This is a genomic window from Streptomyces sp. NPDC043854 (genome assembly GCF_056436005.1).
In genome coordinates this window covers 51,538-66,180 of the sequence record NZ_JBWKDK010000040.1, presented here as the reverse complement: position 1 = coordinate 66,180, position 14,643 = coordinate 51,538, and the positions used below count along the sequence as shown (strand labels likewise).

Below are 14,643 nucleotides of genomic sequence, written 5' to 3'. Positions count from 1 at the left end.
CCCCCCCCCCCCCCCCCCCCCCCCCCCCCCCCCCCCCCCCCCCCCCCCCCCCCCCCCCCCCCCCCCCCCCCCCCCCCCCCCCCCCCCCCCCCCACTGCCGTTCCCGCGCCCCGGCTGTCCGGCCGCCCGGCGACACCAGGAGGAGAGCAGCGTGCCCGAGGGGCATACGATCCACCGCCTCGCCCAGGACCACACCGAGCGGTTCGCCGCCCGCCCGGTCCGGGTGAGCAGCCCGCAGGGCCGGTTCGCCGAGAGCGCCGCGCTGCTCGACGGGCGCGAACTGGAGAGCGCCGAGGCCCACGGCAAGCACCTGTTCCTGGAGCTCGGCGACGCCTGGATCCACATCCACCTCGGCCTCTTCGGCAAGCTCGGCTTCGGCCCCGCCCCGGCCCCGCCGGCCACGGACACCGTCCGGCTGCGGCTGCTGAACGGGGAGCACTACGCCGACCTGCGCGGCCCGACCGCCTGCGCCCTGATCGACGGGGGCGGCAAGAAGGCGATACACGACCGGCTCGGCCCCGACCCGCTGCGGCCGGACGACGACCCCGACCGCGCATGGCAGCGGATCTCCCGCTCCCGCACCACCATCGCCGCGCTGCTCATGGACCAGAAGGTCGTCGCGGGCATCGGCAACGTCTACCGCGCCGAGGTCCTCTTCCGGCACGGCATCGACCCCTACCGCCTGGGCAAGGACATCACGCGCGACGAGTGGGACGCGATGTGGGCGGACCTGGCCGTGCTGATGCGCGAGGGCGTGCGGAAGAACCGGATCGACACCGTCCGCGACGAGCACCTGCCCGAGGCCATGGGACGCCCGCCGCGCGTGGACGACCACGGCGGCGAGGTCTACGTCTACCGGCGCGCCCACCTGCCCTGCCACATCTGCGGGGGCGAGATCCGCACCGCTGACCTCGCCTCCCGCAACCTCTTCTGGTGCCCGGGCTGCCAGGTCCGCTGAACCCGGGGAATCCGGGGAATTCGCTGGGCCCGCGGGGTCCGCTGGGCCCGCGGTGCCGGCCGAGTGCGCCGCCGGCCCCGGGCCCGGCCCCCGTCAGAAGCCGTGCGGCAGCCAGGGGGCCACGTCACCGGCGAACGCCCGCGACGCCGCCACGAGCGCGCCCGGGCGCAGCTCGCGCACCAGGCCGGCCCCCGCCGACGAGGTCAGCGCCACCCCGCCCAGGTAGGCCGCGCCCAGCTCCCGGGCCGACAGCGCCAGGTCCGCGGGATCCCCGGTCCGGGTGCAGGACACGGCGCCGCCCGGACCGCCCGAGACCAGCCGCCACCGGCCCGCGTTCCACGGGCAGAAGGCGTCCTCGACCTCCAGCACCACGTCCAGCGCGGCCCCGTACCCGCGGGCCCGGAGCGCCGCGGGCAGGTCCACCAGGCGTACGTGGAGGGAGTCGGCGGTACTCGGGCGCGCCCTGCGTGCGTCGCCGAGCAGGTGCAGCACCGGATCGTCCACCGGCCGCCGACGGGCCCGCAGCGTCGAGGTCAGGTCGATGCCGAACAGGTAGCGCCACAGCGCGGCGGCCGCCGCCGGATCCAGGGCGTCGAGGGCGCGCACCGTGACCACGCCCCGCGCCCCGGCGGCGTCCCAGTCCGGCTTGACCTGGTAGCGCGCGTATCCGGCCACCTCGCCGTCCGGCCGCTCCGCGACCACGCACATCAGCCTGGACGCGCCCTCGCGGTCCGACTCGGGGTCCAGCAGCGGCAGCCGCTCCCAGCCGGGCTGCCGCGCCGGCATGCCGGGCCGCCGGGCGACCAGCGCCGCGTACACCCGCTCGCAGTCGCCCAGCGCCTTGGCCGGGTCGACGATGCGCAGCCGCAGTCCGTCCGTGCCCGGTGGCACGGACAGGCCCGCCCGGTCGGTGTCGATGTCCAGCGAGAGCTCGTGCGCCGCGATGCCGTAGCCGAACCGCCCGTAGATCGCCGGCTCCGATGCCGTCAGCACGGCCAGCGGTTCGCCCGCGGCGCGGACGTCGTCCAGCTGGCGGCGCATCAGGGAGGAGAGGATCCCCCGGCGGCGGTGGGTCGGTGCGACGCCCACCATCGTGACCCCCGCGGCCGGCACCAGCGCGCCCCCCGGCACCGACAGCCGGAAACTGAACGCCGAGGCCGAGCCGACGCAGGTCTGCCCGTCCCAGACGGCCAGCGACCGCTCGATCTCCGTCAACGACCTGAAGAGCTCGCGCGTCTCGGAGGAATCGGACACGCCGCCGAACGCCAGTTCCAGGTGGTCGTACAGGGCATCCCACTCATCGGACTGCAATACACGCATCTCAAGAGACATAAGGTCATCCCTACCAGGGCAATCCACCCCGGTCGACGGGATTTCGGACGACCTCGGACCCGGCGGAACCCCGCCGGTCCGGGGGTCCCCCTGCGCGCGCACAGCCAGGATGGATAAGGTCCCGAAAGACATGGCCGGAGCACGTGTGGAGACGCTCATGGCCCGGACACGCCTGATGTGGCACCGGGCCCGCACCGCCCTGCGCAAATCCGCCGTCGACTACTTCCGCGGCGACGCCTCCGACTGGCTCGCCTTCGCCGGACTCCTCGCCACCGTCCCCGCCATCGCCTGCGGCACGCTCATGCTGCCGGTGTGGTTCTCGCCCGCAGCCCTCGTCCTGCCCATCGTCGCGGGCGGCCTGCTGCTGCGCCCCGCGAGCCTGCTCGCCCTGTACGCGGCCTCCGCGGCAGCACTGATCGTCGAAGCCCTGGTCCTCGGCCCCTACACCGAGGGCCCGGCCCGGGTCACCCCCGGCACGGTCCTGGTCGTGGCCGCCTGCGGATTCTTCGGACTCGTGATCGCCCAGTTCCGCAGCCGCGTCGGCGTGCCCTGGCGGCGCGGCGGCACCATGCTCTTCGACCTGCGCGAACGCATCCGGGTCCAGAGCCAGCTGCCCGCACTGCCGCGCGGTTGGCACCGCGAGATGGCCCTGCGGCCCGCCGGCGGCCAGTCCTTCTCCGGCGACTTCGTGGTCGCCGCCCGGACCCACGGCGGCCGCACCCTGGAGATCGTCCTCACCGACGTCTCCGGCAAGGGCATGGAGGCCGGCTCCCGCGCCCTGCTGCTGTCCGGCGCCTTCGGCGGCCTGCTCGGCGCGCTGCCCCCGCACGGCTTCCTGCCCGCCGCCAACGGCTACCTCCTCCGGCAGGACTGGGACGAGGGCTTCGCCACCTCCGTCCACCTCGTCCTCGACCTGGAGACCGGCGACTACGAACTCCTCTCCGCCGGCCACCTGCCCGCCCTCCAGCTCTCCGCGGGCACCGGCCGCTGGCAGGAGAAGTCCGGCGAGGGCCCGCTGCTCGGCGTCTACGACGGCGCCGGGTTCGAGCCCGCCCGCGGCAACCTCCGCCGCGGAGACGTGCTCATGCTGTTCACGGACGGCCTGGTGGAGACCGCCGACCGCGACATCAGCGAGGGCATCGACCGGCTCACCGGCGAGGCCGACCGCTACGTCGCGGCCGGCTGGGAGGGCGCCGCCTGGCACCTGATCGAGAAGGTCGCCAAGGACGTCAACGACGACCGCGCCCTGCTGATCATCCGCCGCTCGACCTGAGGCGCGCTCGCCCCGCGGCGCCCGCACGCGGCGAAGGCGGCAGCGCGGAAGCGCACCGCCGCGCGGGCCAGGCCGTTGCGGCCCGGCGGACCCGGCCCGGCGGACCTGGCCCGGCGGACCTGGCCCGGCGGACCCGGCCCGGCGGGCCGCGCCGGCGTCAGTCGAAGCGGATGTGCCGGACACCGACCAGCGCGCGCCGCAGCCGCCTGCGCAGCGGGCCGCCGCTGTCCGGCGCCGGCCGCAGCCCGCACAGGTCCGCGACCCTGGCTGCGGCCTGTTCCACGCTCAGGCCGTCGGTGGCCAGGTGGTCGGCGAACTCCGGCGCGCGCAGCGCCGCTAGGCACCCGTCGAGCCGGGCCACCGCGAAGCCCTCCCGCGTGAGCCCGGGCAGCAGGCCGCGCCCGCTCAGCCGGCGCAGTACGGTGCCCCGCTCGGCCAGCAGCGCGAAGTGCCGTACGTCGTGGCCCGCTCCGCGCAGCCGGCCCACCGTCTCGTCGAAGTACCGCGGCTCGGTGACGGTCATCGGCACGAGCAGCGGTCCCGGATGCCGCCGCGCGGCCAGATCCAGCACCTCGAACACGCCCTGGCGCCAGGCCGGCAGGTCCTGGAAGTCCCCGCGGAGCCCGTCCGGCAGCATCCGGTGCAGGCCGAAGCCGAGCTGCTCGGGATCGCACAGGGCGCTGCCGGGCAGCCGCCGGTGCAGCTCGTGCGCGGTCTGCGTCTTGCCGACCCCGAAGGGACCGTTCAGCCAGACGATCACCGGGTGTCCGCCGTCCAGACGCTGATGCCGAGCCTGCCGGTGTTGCCGAGGTCCACCGACTCGGTGAGCTTCGCCGTCACCACGGGCGCGCCGGGCCTGGGCGTCACCTCCACCGCCCACCCCTCCGCGGCGGGCACGCTCGGGTCGGTCACCAGGTTGCGCCACAGCATCCCGAAGGACGCCGTCTGCCCCGGTTGCAGGGTCACCCGCTCGGCGGGCCTGTCCATGCTCGGCACCCCGCCGGCGATGTCGCCCGAGCCGTGCCTGACCTCCGCCTCGAGCGGTGCGCGCTTCCTGTCCAGCAGCCTGATCTGCGGATGGCCTTCGAGCCCGTACGGTTCGGCGGAGCAATTGACCAGCTCGATGGCGGAGATGCGCACCCCCATGGCCGAGTCCCCGCCCCGCTGGCGCACCCGCACCCCGCCCGCCGGGCACGGCTCGTCGGCAGGCGCCGAAGACACCGACGGCGCCGACGGCGCCGCCGCGGCCGGTCCGCCCGCGGCCGGTCCGCCCGCGGGCGGCCGCGACGGCGCGGCCTGCCGTGTCGCTCCGGTGGGTCCCGGTGCCGGCGCGGGGGCGGGAGGCGTGTCACACCCCGCCAACACCGCCACGGCCGCCACAATCCCAACCCCCCGTACTGCCCACCGAGTTGCACCCATCCCTCGACCCTAAGGCATCCCGGTCCGCCCCCTCGGGCCCACGAGAGCCCCCTCCGCCCCGGCCACCCTCCGCGGCTGCCGCCGGCCGACCGGCCACCCTCCCCGGATTGGCCGGTCCGCTGCCCCGCGGCGGGCCCCTAGCCTGCCGCGCATGGACCGCACCCTCGCCGCCGACCTGGCCCGCCTGCCCGACCTCCTCGACGCCGCCCGCCGCGCCGCCGCCGACACCCTCGCCACCCTCGGCGAGCGCCCCGCCGTACCGCCGCCGACCGGGCGGCAGGCCCCCGAGCCGCTCCCCGACCGCGGCACCGGCACCGAAGCCGCCCTCGCCGCCTTCGCGGACCGCTGGGAACCCCGCCTCTCGGCCTCCGCCGGCCCCCGCTACCTGGGCTTCGTCACCGGCGGCGCCACCCCCGCCGCCCTGGTCGGCGACTGGCTGACCGCCGCCCACGACCAGAACTCCAACTCCTCCCTCGACGGCGCCGGCCAGGACCTCGAACGCGAGACCGTCGGCTGGCTCCGCGAACTGTTCGGCCTCGGACCCGCGCACAGCGGCACCTTCGTCAGCGGCGCCACCATGTCCAACACCACCGGCCTCGCCATCGCCCGCGAATGGCTCGGCGAACGGCTCGGCGTCTCCCCGGCCGAGGACGGGGCGGCCGCCCTCGGCCCGGTCCGGGTGCTCTCCGGCGCCCCGCACTCCTCCATCGCCAAGGCCCTGTCCGTCCTCGGCCTCGGCCGCGGCTCCCTCGTCCCGGTGCCCACCCTGCCCGGGCGCGAGGCCGTCGACCCCGCCGCCCTCGACCGGGCCCTCGCCGACACGCCCGGCCCGGCCGTCGTCGTCGCCAACGCCGGCACCGTCAACACCGTGGACTTCGACGACCTCCGCGCCGTCGCCGCCCTGAAGGAGCGCCACGACTTCTGGCTGCACACCGACGCCGCCTTCGGCGCCTTCGCCGCCCTCTCCCCGCGGTACGCCCACCTCGCCGACGGGCTCGACGCCTCCGACTCCGTCTGCGTCGACCTGCACAAATGGCTGAACGTCCCCTACGACAGCGCCGTCCAGTTCACCCGCAGGCCCGATCTCCAGGCCCGCGTCTTCCAGAACGCCGCCGCCTACCTCGGCCCCCTCGGCGAGCGGCCCGACCTGGTGCACCTCACCCCCGAGAACTCGCACCGGCTGCGCGCCCTCGCCGCCTGGTTCACCCTGCGCGCGTACGGCCGCGAGGGCCACCGGGAGATCGTCGAGCGCGACGTCGACTGCGCCCGGGAGCTCGGCGCGGAACTGGAGCGGGACCCCGCCTTCCGCCTGCTCGCCCCAGTCCGCCTCAACGTCGTCTGCTTCACCCTCGCCGAGGACCCCACGCCGGCCCGGCTCACGGCCCTGCGGGAGGCCGCCGCGGCCGAGGTGTTCGTCACCCCGACCGTCTACGCGGGAACCCCGGCGCTGCGTGCCGCGTTCTCCAACTGGCGCACCACGGAGGCGGATGTGCACCGGGCGGCACAGGCCCTCCGCGCCGCGGCGCACAGGACGGCGAAGGGAACCGCATGACGCAGCAGCCGCTCACCCTCGCGGAGGTCGAGGCCCTGGCGCGCGCCGCGCACGAGGGGCAGACCGACAAGGCCGGCCGGCCGTACGCCGAGCACCTCGCCGCGGTGGCCGAGGGCGTCCGCGTCCGCGGGGGCAGCCCCGAACAGCAGGCGGCGGCCTGGCTGCACGACGCCGTCGAGGACGATGCCCTCAGCCGGGAATGGCTGGATTCCGCCCCTCTGCCCCAAGCCGTGAAGGACATGGTCCTGGCGGTGACGAAGCGCCCCGGGGAGCCGGTGGAGGAGTACACGGCCCGGATCCTCGCCACCCCGGGCGCCCTCCTGGTCAAGGAGGCCGACCTCGCGCACAACGCGGATCCCGTGCGGCTGTCCGTCCTCGACGGGCCCACCCGGCAGCGGCTGTCCGCGAAGTACGCCCGCGTCCGCTCCCTCCTCGGCCTCACCGCGCCGTGACCCGGGCGCTGTTGGCGGACACGCGCCAGCGGCGAATCGTCACGCGGCGGATAGCCGGGGCCCGTTGGTGGGAGGATGGTCCATATGGGGGTACGCACGGCCGCGTGCCCGAGGCCGACCGGGAACGACCGAAGGTGTGATCAGAAGTGGCGATTTCGCTGTCAGTGGTGGTTCTGTTGGCGATCATCCTGGTGGTGATGATCCGCGGCAACCACATCAAGGCGGGCCCCGCGATCGTCGCGGTCCTCTTCGGTTTCTTCCTGGCGTCCAGCTCCATCGCCCCGGACGTCAACCGCTTCCTCAACTCCCTCGCCGACACCATCGCCGGGATCAAAATCTGACCCGCGGCCGGCCCGCGACAGGGCCCGGGAACGACTCAGGGCCAGGTGGAGGAAATTTCCTCTGACCTGGCCCTTGAGCTGTCCAGAGCGGGTGACGGGAATCGAACCCGCGTAGCTAGTTTGGAAGATCGCGTACCCGCAGGAGGCCTGACCTGGCAAGCCTCTGACCTGCAGCCCGGCCGAACTCACCCCACAGTTCACCGCTGGTCCCCGTCGCTTGCCGTCTGATCGGGCACATGAAGGGCACGCGGGCCGACTCGGATGTCAGAGGAACACCTCCGGCATCGGGCACGCCTCCAACGCCTCGTCCGGCCGGTCGTCCCAGTGCCACCAGACATGCCGAGCTGAGCACTTCCACAACGACCGGCAGACCCGCTTGTCGTCGTCCTCTCGCCGGCAGAGCACGAACCCGCCGAACTTCATGGCTTGGCTGCACGCCGGGCAGGTCGGCACGTTGCCCCCTTCTTGCGTCGGCCAGGTGGTCAGGGTCGCACTGGGCGCGCTAGCGACTGACAGGGATCTCGTAGACGATCTCGCACAGCGCGGCAGGGATGACGATGTCCGCCGTCTCCACGGGTCGTCCCTGGTCGCTGTAGTACGTCCGGCGGATGTGCGTGACCAGAGCAGCCTTCTGGATCCCAAGGAGCGATGCCTCCTCGGCGGTCGCCTGCCGCGGCTCCGGCTGCTCCACGGCATGGCTGACCGTGATTCCGATCGCGGCCATCCGGTTCACGACACCAACGCCGGCGTGCGGCCCGCCTTCCGGCAGGACGACGAGCGTGCCCGCGGTCAGTTCGTACGGCTCCCAACTCGTCGACAACTGCACCGGCCGACCATCGGCGAGGAACTCGTAGACGGTACGCACGCACAGATCGCCCTCGGCGATACCGAGCCGCGCCGCGATCTCGGCTGGGGCCGGCACCTTCGCTTCGGTCCGGCTCTCCCAGGTGCCCTGCTTGCCCAAGGCCTGCATGTCCGCCCGGAACGGGGAACCGCCGGGCTGCTCACGGGCCGAGGACCGAACGACCCGTACACGCCGACGAGGCTCGGCGACGTAGGTGCCCGAACCTGCGCGCCCCGCCAGCACTCCTTGGGAGATCAGTAGCTCCTGCGCCCGACGGACCACGTTCTCGCCCACGCCGCATTCCTCGGCGATCTGGGCACGTGACGGCAGCCGATCGCCGGCCGTCCACTCATGCTCCGCGATCCGCTGCCGCAGGACGTCGGCGATGCGGAGATAAGGCGGCTGCTCAGGCATGTGGAAAATCTAGTCCACTAGCTCTAATCTAGTTAACTAGCTTCACTCAAAGTGATCGACCGGCGACGGAGGCCCTTCTGTGCCCGCTTCGGAAGCAAGGGCCGAGGATCTCGCCGCCCGGTTGTCGGCCCTCGGGCTGGCCACGCGTGTGGAGTCGCACGCCACCTACACGTCGATCGAAGCGGAGGTTCCGGAAGCGCTGCCCGCCGAATCGTGGCGGGAGGTCTTGGAAGTCGTGGCGGAGGCCGACCGATTCGGGCTCCTCGCCAGCAGCTTGACCGGCCGCATCCTCTGGGCCGCCGTAAACGAAGCGGTCCCCGCGACGGGCGACGTCCGGGGACCTGGCCATCAGCGATAGGAGCTGATCAGCGTGCACAACCGTATGGGCCCCACCACCGCCCGCACCAGTGGGCTGCAACTCCCCGCACTCTCCTATGCCACGCACGCGAGGATCACCTACCGGTCGAGCGCGTGCGCGATCGGCACACACCACAAGTGCGCCCAGTCGTCCCCCGCCACGGCACCGGTAGGTGTCCCCGTGATCTACGAAGCCTGCGACTGCCCCTGCCACACCATGGACGACGCGTCGGAACCGCGGCAGGTGAACCAGTGAGGGGATCGGCCCCCAGCGGAGCCCTCGCCACCAACATCGAGATCACTTCGGCCAACGTGCAGCGCGGCGACGTCATCCAGATCGGCGGCCAGCCCTGCCGCGTCGCCGACCTCGTCCAACTCCCCGCCGGCGCGAAGCGACTGTTCTTCGAGACGGGCGAGGCGCTGACGATGCACGCCCAAAGCCGACTCATCGCCCTCCGGATGACGAGGAAGTGGTGATCCGACCCGTGCCCTCCCGCCGTCACGCCATCGCCGATGACCTCCGGCACCAGATTTCAACAGGCCACTTCAAGGCCGGCGACCGTCTCCCTTCCGAGGCCCAACTCGCCACCCGCTACACGGTCAGCACACCAACCCTGCGCAGCGCCCTGGCGCTCCTTCAAGGCGAAGGCCTGGTCGAGAAGATCCACGGCAGCGGCAACTTCGTCCGCCGCCCCCTCTGCAGGATCACGTACACCGGTGGCGGAGGCGAGGCGCCCACCTGGGCCACCCCTTCTGCTCCCTTACACGTGACCGCCCGCACCACGAACCTTGAGGCGCACGGCCACCTGGCGGCCCTGCTGAACGTGCCACCCCGCAGCCCCCTGACCGAAGTCCTCTACATCACCCACGAAGGGAAGTCGCCACACAGCCTGGCCCGCATTTACGTCCCCCGTGACCTGGCGCCGGCCGACTCGTCCGTACCCGAGGAGATAGCAGTGCGTTTGGCAGATCTCCGCCCGCCGCTGGCCGAAGTCCAAGAGCGGCTCAGCGCCCGCCTCCCGACCCAGGAAGAGGCAACCGTCCTCCGAATCGCCACATCCTTGGCGGTCCTCTCACTCACCCGCGTGGCAACCGACGTCACCGGCCGCGTAGTCGAAGCAGCCCTCCTGGTCCTCCCCAGCGACAGAGCGGACGCACTCTTCACCACCCGCCTCACGACTGAGGAGAGGAGCTCGAAGGAATGACACCGAGCAACGAACTGCGTCTCCTCCCATGGTCGGGCCCCGACGACAAGCCCTGCTACCTGAGCGCTGACAACACCAACGACTACCTGTCCCGCCTGGCCGACAACACCGAAGAGATCCAGCTCGGATTGGGAGCCGAACTCCTGGCCCACGCCCTCGAAGTACTCGCCGAAGTGGACACGGACCCGGAGGAACTCCGCCTCCTGGCAACGGACCTGACCGGCGCCCTCCGGGACGCGGTCCGCGTAGCAACCAGCCGCGGCCACCGCCTCCCGCGCCCCGCCCACCCGGCTCACGAAGGACTCCCAGCGTTCAGCTAGCAGGAGCCTCCACGAGGCCACGGACCAGGAGGTCACCTACCAAAATCGGTAGGTGACCTCTTGGTCTGCCCTGGCAGGATCCGCACCAGCGACACCTGCTTTGTAAGCTCGCCCAGAGTCGACCCACCACACCCGAAGAGCAAGCTTTGCCGTACTCCGCCAACTGCCGGGGTCCGCTGCCGTGCATCTCCGTTGATGTCACCGGTAGATGTTAGAGGCTAGACGGTTGGCTCGCCAACTTTGACGGCCGAGTTTGGCAGCCGTATGGATTTCCGCCTCTCGATAGGCTTCGAATCACCTAAAACGCTTGCCAACTTCCAAAGCCCTTGCCATATCAGTGGGTTCAAGTTCGACCGTCTCATCCCCCTCCCGGATGTAAATCCTTCCATCCAGCAGAGAAACCTCAGTCTGCTCCGGAATGCGGATTACGATAACCCCAAGTCCGAAGTAGTCCGAGTAAGCGATACTGGAAAGCACCGAATCCTTCAGACCCTGCGGCAAGTTCGACGTCCTGATTGCACCCTTCCAACGCGCGAAGTAGCGCTCTTGGGTCTCGCCGAGAGTTTCAGCCTCCCTCCGAACCCCGACCGCGAAGCGACCTTCACACACTCTACGCGGGACAATGTTGTCCAGGATACGAACCCTCTCGGCATGCGCTTCCTTATCGGCAACGCCAATCAGAATTGTCCCGGCGCGATTTTTGCCATTATTGGCGATCGCGCAGATCGTCTTGATGATCTTACTCAAGATTTCCGGGTCGACGCCACGCTTATGATCGAGGCGGAGAAGACCTTGCTTCAGTTCATAGTGGGGGGCTTCGATCTGCGATCGCCTGATCGCATTATCGACGTCAATCGCCGTATGTTCCCCGTAGATATCCCTCGGTTCACTCGCCACCATATGTGGGCGAATGAGACTCTTGATTATTTCGACATTCTTTCGACGCTCGGCGGTAGAGGTCGACGACTTGCCCGTAACTATCCTTTTGTCGAGATCAATGATAGCCACTTGCGTGCCGACATAGTCTGAGATCCTGAGGCTCTCGGCAAAGAAGAGTTCGTGTAGCGCGACACAGAGCACCGCAAACACGGCCGGGAAGGGGTTTGTTGTTGTTTTCGAGAAAATAATCGCCCGTAGCTTCTTCTGCTCCCCTCCAGCCGCGCATACGGCCCGAATCTCGTCAAGGCAGTACTTGAACTCTGCCGAGAATTTGTCGGCACCGTAACTATCGAGCGCGTCAATCATTCGCTCGTTCTCTGCCGTTCCCTTCTCGTAGAGCGTGTCAAGCGCCGCCTTGGATCGTTCGAGAAGGGTTCCGCCGATGACCGAGGCTGCGATGTCGGCAATACACTGCTCATCCATGGAGTCTCGGAGATCCGTTGACCTCAAGATTCCCTGACCCACCCAGAACACTGCGTCGGCTTCCACCTCGTAGCCGTGCTTCGTTTTCGGGAGATCAATACTGATCGAAGGCATTTTGTCGAGGCTCAGGATGTCACTGGACGAGTCTCCCCGAACTTCGCAGGAGAGCTTACGCACCAGCGTAGACACGGCATCCCGTACCCCTGCTTGCCTCCGCTCTTGGTCACTAAGCCTGTGACCGTAGGTGTTGATCCTGGAGAAGACGTCATCAATCTCTTCGTCCGTTGCGCCTCGCATCACCGACACAGCCACGGAATAGTCCAGGATTGCTCCGACCTCGCGGGCGGCGATTACCTCTCCCGCGGATACCGAAAACAACTCCTCCTCGATCGCCCTAGTCTTAGCCGTGACGAATTGCCCCACGTCGAAATACTTGCCGTCAATTGTCGTGAACGCGGTCTCAATGAACGACATAATGGTATGGAGCCGCTGGAGACCATCAATGACTTCATAGTCGCCACCCTCTCGCTCCGCCAACAAGATGGCCGGAATCGGGTAGCCCTTCATGACGGATTCGATCAGCTTCTGCTTCTCTTCGAGCGTCCATACCAACTTTCGCTGATATCGCCGGTTCACCCAGAGCTTGTTCTCGCTATACCATCCGTAAAGAGATTGGATCGATTTCGGCTTTGAGTCAAGTTCGGCCATGCCGACATCATGCCAGCAGGACGGCATCCGTGATGGAACCTTGCGTAAGAAAACTGTCGTGGGGCGATGCGGGGCCAACACCACTCCCACCGCTGGTATCGGTGCTAATTGAAGTGGCTGGCAGCCCCGGCGGCGATGGCGCACGTCCCTGCTGTCATCCCGTCTGCCGTCGACCCACACGGAGTGATAGCAGGGCAGGCTCCTGGGGCCCAGGTGGAGCGCCCTACTGGACGAACGACCTGGGCCCCAGGAGCCTGGTCTGCTATGGCTTGCCTGGGTCGACGGCAGGCGGGATGACAGCTCCCCACCCGCACCACAAACCGGCCCGCACCCGCAGTGCCGGCCGCCGTCATCCCGGAGCCGGAGCGCCCCCGCCGGAGGTGTTGCTTTGAGGTTCGCCTGGGCTCGTCCGCGGACCCGGGCGTCGAGTGGGGGTCTGGGTGGGGTCGGGCGCGGCCTGGCTGGTTGGGGCTCGGGCTGGTGAGTGGCCGTTGGGTGGCTGGGGCTCGTGCTCGGCCTGGTGCTCGGGGCGGAGTGCAGGTGAACCGAGGAGTTGAGGGGCTCAGTCGCCGCGGGTGAGTTCCCCCATCAGACCCGTGCTGTCTGGCGCGCGGCCGGCGGCCGGGCTGGAGCGGGGCGCAGACAGGAGCGCAGGCCCGGCCGACGGGCGCGCTCGCCGCGCCGTGCGCGGCGGGTGCCTTGATGGAGTAGGGAAACTTTCACCGCACCGCGAAGAGCTGGCGCCCGTCATGGCTCCGCACGTGGGGCCCGTGTCCGTCCAAGGCATCCAGGAGCCGGATCGCGTAGACCTCGGACATCCGCTCGGACACCTCTTCAGGCGTGAGCCACTGGACAGCCGTGGACTCGTCCGAAGTGCGCTCGGCGCCCCCGGTCGGCTTGCAGCGGAAGACCAGCGCGACGACGCCCACGGTGACGTTCTTGTAGACCCCCGTCAGCTCCGCGACGTCGACGTGGAGGCCGGTCTCCTCCAGGACCTCGCGGCGTACGCCTTCCTCCGGGGTCTCCTCCAGTTCCAGCACTCCGCCCGGGAGCTCCCACGTGCCGTTGTCTGCTCGCCGGATTGCCAGGAGCCGGCCGTCGTCGCGGACCACCACACCGGCCACGGACACGGAATGGCGAGGCGTTGACCTGGTCGTCGGGGCGCTGTTACTCATGTACAGGAGCATAGGAGGAAGAAAAGGACCATGGGAACAGCTGTAGGAGGTGGCAAGGCCGTGCCTCGGTACTTGCAGATCGCCGAGGACATCGTTCAGCAGATCCGCGCCGGCGCCTTGAAGCCCGGCGATCAGGTGCCGAGTGAAGCCGAGATGGTCGAGCGCTACGGTGTGTCCGGCGGGACCATCCGCAAGGCCATGACCGAGATCCGGGCCAGTGGGCTCGTGGACACCCGGCACGGCAAGGGGTCGTACGTGAAGGCCCGGCCGCCCGTGCGGCATCGGTCGTCTGATCGTTTCCGTCGGTCGCTGCGCCGCGGGGGCAAGGCCGCTTACCTCGCCGAGTCGGAGCAGTCTGGGGCCACAGCCAAGGTCAGTGTCATCTTCATCGGGCCCATGGGGGCACCCGAGGACATCGCCCGGCGGCTTGATGTCGAGCCCGGTACGCAGATCCTTGCGCGGCGGCGGCTGTACTTCCGCAACGGGACGCCGGTGGAGACGGCGACGTCGTACCTCCCGTGGGACGTCGTGAAGGACATCCCCGAGTTGTTCGCCGAGAACCCTGGTGGCGGCGGCATCTATGCCCGCCTAGAGGAGCACGGCCACGTGTTCGCCGAGTTCGTAGAGACCTTGCAGGCCCGGCCGGCCGCCAAGGCGGAGGCGTCCGAGCTGGCCTTGAGCCCCGGCGCCCCGGTCGTTCACCTCCTGCGCAACGCCGTCACCGAGACCGGTCGCGTGGTCGAGGTCTGCGACACCCTCATGGCGGCTGACCAGTTCGTTTTCGAGTACCGGATCCCTGCCGCCGACTGACGGGCACTCAACTCCCCTCAACCCGCCGCGAGTTTTCTTCCGCGGTGGGTTGACTCATGTATAGGAGTCGGGCACTCTTCTTCATGTCACTCCTATACATGAGTGACGGAGTCCAGCCTCT

General features: G+C 70.1%; 17 protein-coding genes. 11 read left to right on the top strand and 6 right to left on the bottom strand.

Annotated features, from left to right (window positions below; genetic code table 11):
- The first annotated feature begins 151 nt into the window (after positions 1-151).
- Complete coding sequence (locus AC068A_RS28685; protein ID WP_478589150.1) at positions 152-958, top strand: Fpg/Nei family DNA glycosylase; 807 nt, start codon at positions 152-154, stop codon at positions 956-958.
- A 93-nt stretch (positions 959-1,051) separates the two neighbouring features.
- Here AC068A_RS28685 and AC068A_RS28680 read toward each other — a convergent pair whose 3' ends face one another.
- The gene (locus AC068A_RS28680) at positions 1,052-2,290 is read right to left on the bottom strand and encodes a GNAT family N-acetyltransferase (RefSeq protein ID WP_478589149.1); all 1,239 of its coding nucleotides are present in this window, start codon (positions 2,288-2,290) and stop codon (positions 1,052-1,054) included.
- A 130-nt stretch (positions 2,291-2,420) separates the two neighbouring features.
- Between AC068A_RS28680 and AC068A_RS28675 the strand changes: the two genes are divergently transcribed.
- A complete protein-coding gene (locus AC068A_RS28675) occupies positions 2,421-3,563 on the top strand; it encodes a SpoIIE family protein phosphatase (protein ID WP_478589148.1) in 1,143 nt (380 codons plus the stop codon).
- Between the two features lie 157 nt (positions 3,564-3,720).
- On the opposite strand, the gene AC068A_RS28670 is transcribed toward AC068A_RS28675, so the two are convergent.
- A complete protein-coding gene (locus AC068A_RS28670) occupies positions 3,721-4,323 on the bottom strand; it encodes an AAA family ATPase (RefSeq protein ID WP_478589147.1) in 603 nt (200 codons plus the stop codon).
- A complete protein-coding gene (locus tag AC068A_RS28665) occupies positions 4,320-4,982 on the bottom strand; it encodes a DUF4232 domain-containing protein (protein ID WP_478589146.1) in 663 nt (220 codons plus the stop codon). Before AC068A_RS28665 ends, AC068A_RS28670 begins: the two co-directional genes overlap by 4 nt.
- 151 nt (positions 4,983-5,133) lie before the next feature.
- Between AC068A_RS28665 and AC068A_RS28660 the strand changes: the two genes are divergently transcribed.
- The 3 genes from AC068A_RS28660 to AC068A_RS28650 all read left to right on the top strand — a co-directional run bounded on the left by AC068A_RS28660 (position 5,134) and on the right by AC068A_RS28650 (position 7,327).
- The gene (locus tag AC068A_RS28660) at positions 5,134-6,534 is read left to right on the top strand and encodes a pyridoxal phosphate-dependent decarboxylase family protein (RefSeq protein WP_478589145.1); all 1,401 of its coding nucleotides are present in this window, start codon (positions 5,134-5,136) and stop codon (positions 6,532-6,534) included.
- Positions 6,531-6,986 carry an HD domain-containing protein gene (locus AC068A_RS28655; protein WP_478589144.1) on the top strand — a complete coding sequence of 152 codons (456 nt, stop codon included), beginning with the start codon at positions 6,531-6,533 and terminating at the stop codon, positions 6,984-6,986. The genes AC068A_RS28660 and AC068A_RS28655 overlap by 4 nt, the downstream gene beginning before the upstream one ends.
- Before the next feature lie 146 nt (positions 6,987-7,132).
- Positions 7,133-7,327: a hypothetical protein gene (locus AC068A_RS28650; RefSeq protein WP_179174563.1), complete on the top strand. Its 195-nt coding sequence runs from the start codon at positions 7,133-7,135 to the stop codon at positions 7,325-7,327.
- 502 nt (positions 7,328-7,829) lie between these two features.
- Here AC068A_RS28650 and AC068A_RS28645 read toward each other — a convergent pair.
- Positions 7,830-8,585 carry a GntR family transcriptional regulator gene (locus AC068A_RS28645; protein WP_478589143.1) on the bottom strand — a complete coding sequence of 252 codons (756 nt, stop codon included), beginning with the start codon at positions 8,583-8,585 and terminating at the stop codon, positions 7,830-7,832.
- 79 nt (positions 8,586-8,664) lie between these two features.
- On the opposite strand from AC068A_RS28645, the gene AC068A_RS28640 reads away from it, so the two are divergent.
- The 5 genes from AC068A_RS28640 to AC068A_RS28620 are packed head-to-tail and all read left to right on the top strand — an operon-like array spanning position 8,665 to position 10,467.
- On the top strand, positions 8,665-8,943 hold the full coding sequence (locus AC068A_RS28640) for a hypothetical protein (protein ID WP_478589142.1): 279 nt from the start codon (positions 8,665-8,667) through the stop codon (positions 8,941-8,943).
- 12 nt (positions 8,944-8,955) lie between these two features.
- Positions 8,956-9,198 (top strand): hypothetical protein, encoded by a 243-nt coding sequence (locus AC068A_RS28635; RefSeq protein ID WP_478589141.1) that lies wholly within the window; start codon positions 8,956-8,958, stop codon positions 9,196-9,198.
- Positions 9,195-9,419: a hypothetical protein gene (locus AC068A_RS28630; RefSeq protein WP_478589140.1), complete on the top strand. Its 225-nt coding sequence runs from the start codon at positions 9,195-9,197 to the stop codon at positions 9,417-9,419. The genes AC068A_RS28635 and AC068A_RS28630 overlap by 4 nt, the downstream gene beginning before the upstream one ends.
- A gap of 8 nt (positions 9,420-9,427) precedes the next feature.
- A complete protein-coding gene (locus tag AC068A_RS28625) occupies positions 9,428-10,147 on the top strand; it encodes a GntR family transcriptional regulator (protein WP_478589139.1) in 720 nt (239 codons plus the stop codon).
- Entirely contained in the window at positions 10,144-10,467 is a 324-nt protein-coding gene (locus AC068A_RS28620; RefSeq protein WP_478589138.1) for a hypothetical protein, read from the top strand. Before AC068A_RS28625 ends, AC068A_RS28620 begins: the two co-directional genes overlap by 4 nt.
- Before the next feature lie 294 nt (positions 10,468-10,761).
- Here AC068A_RS28620 and AC068A_RS28615 read toward each other — a convergent pair whose 3' ends face one another.
- Both AC068A_RS28615 and AC068A_RS28610 read right to left on the bottom strand, forming a co-directional pair.
- Positions 10,762-12,537 carry a GmrSD restriction endonuclease domain-containing protein gene (locus AC068A_RS28615; RefSeq protein WP_478589137.1) on the bottom strand — a complete coding sequence of 592 codons (1,776 nt, stop codon included), beginning with the start codon at positions 12,535-12,537 and terminating at the stop codon, positions 10,762-10,764.
- Positions 12,538-13,256: 719 nt separating this feature from the next.
- Positions 13,257-13,724 carry an NUDIX hydrolase gene (locus tag AC068A_RS28610; RefSeq protein ID WP_361084110.1) on the bottom strand — a complete coding sequence of 156 codons (468 nt, stop codon included), beginning with the start codon at positions 13,722-13,724 and terminating at the stop codon, positions 13,257-13,259.
- An 18-nt stretch (positions 13,725-13,742) separates the two neighbouring features.
- On the opposite strand from AC068A_RS28610, the gene AC068A_RS28605 reads away from it, so the two are divergent.
- Positions 13,743-14,522 (top strand): GntR family transcriptional regulator, encoded by a 780-nt coding sequence (locus AC068A_RS28605; RefSeq protein WP_478589136.1) that lies wholly within the window; start codon positions 13,743-13,745, stop codon positions 14,520-14,522.
- Positions 14,523-14,643: the final 121 nt, after the last annotated feature.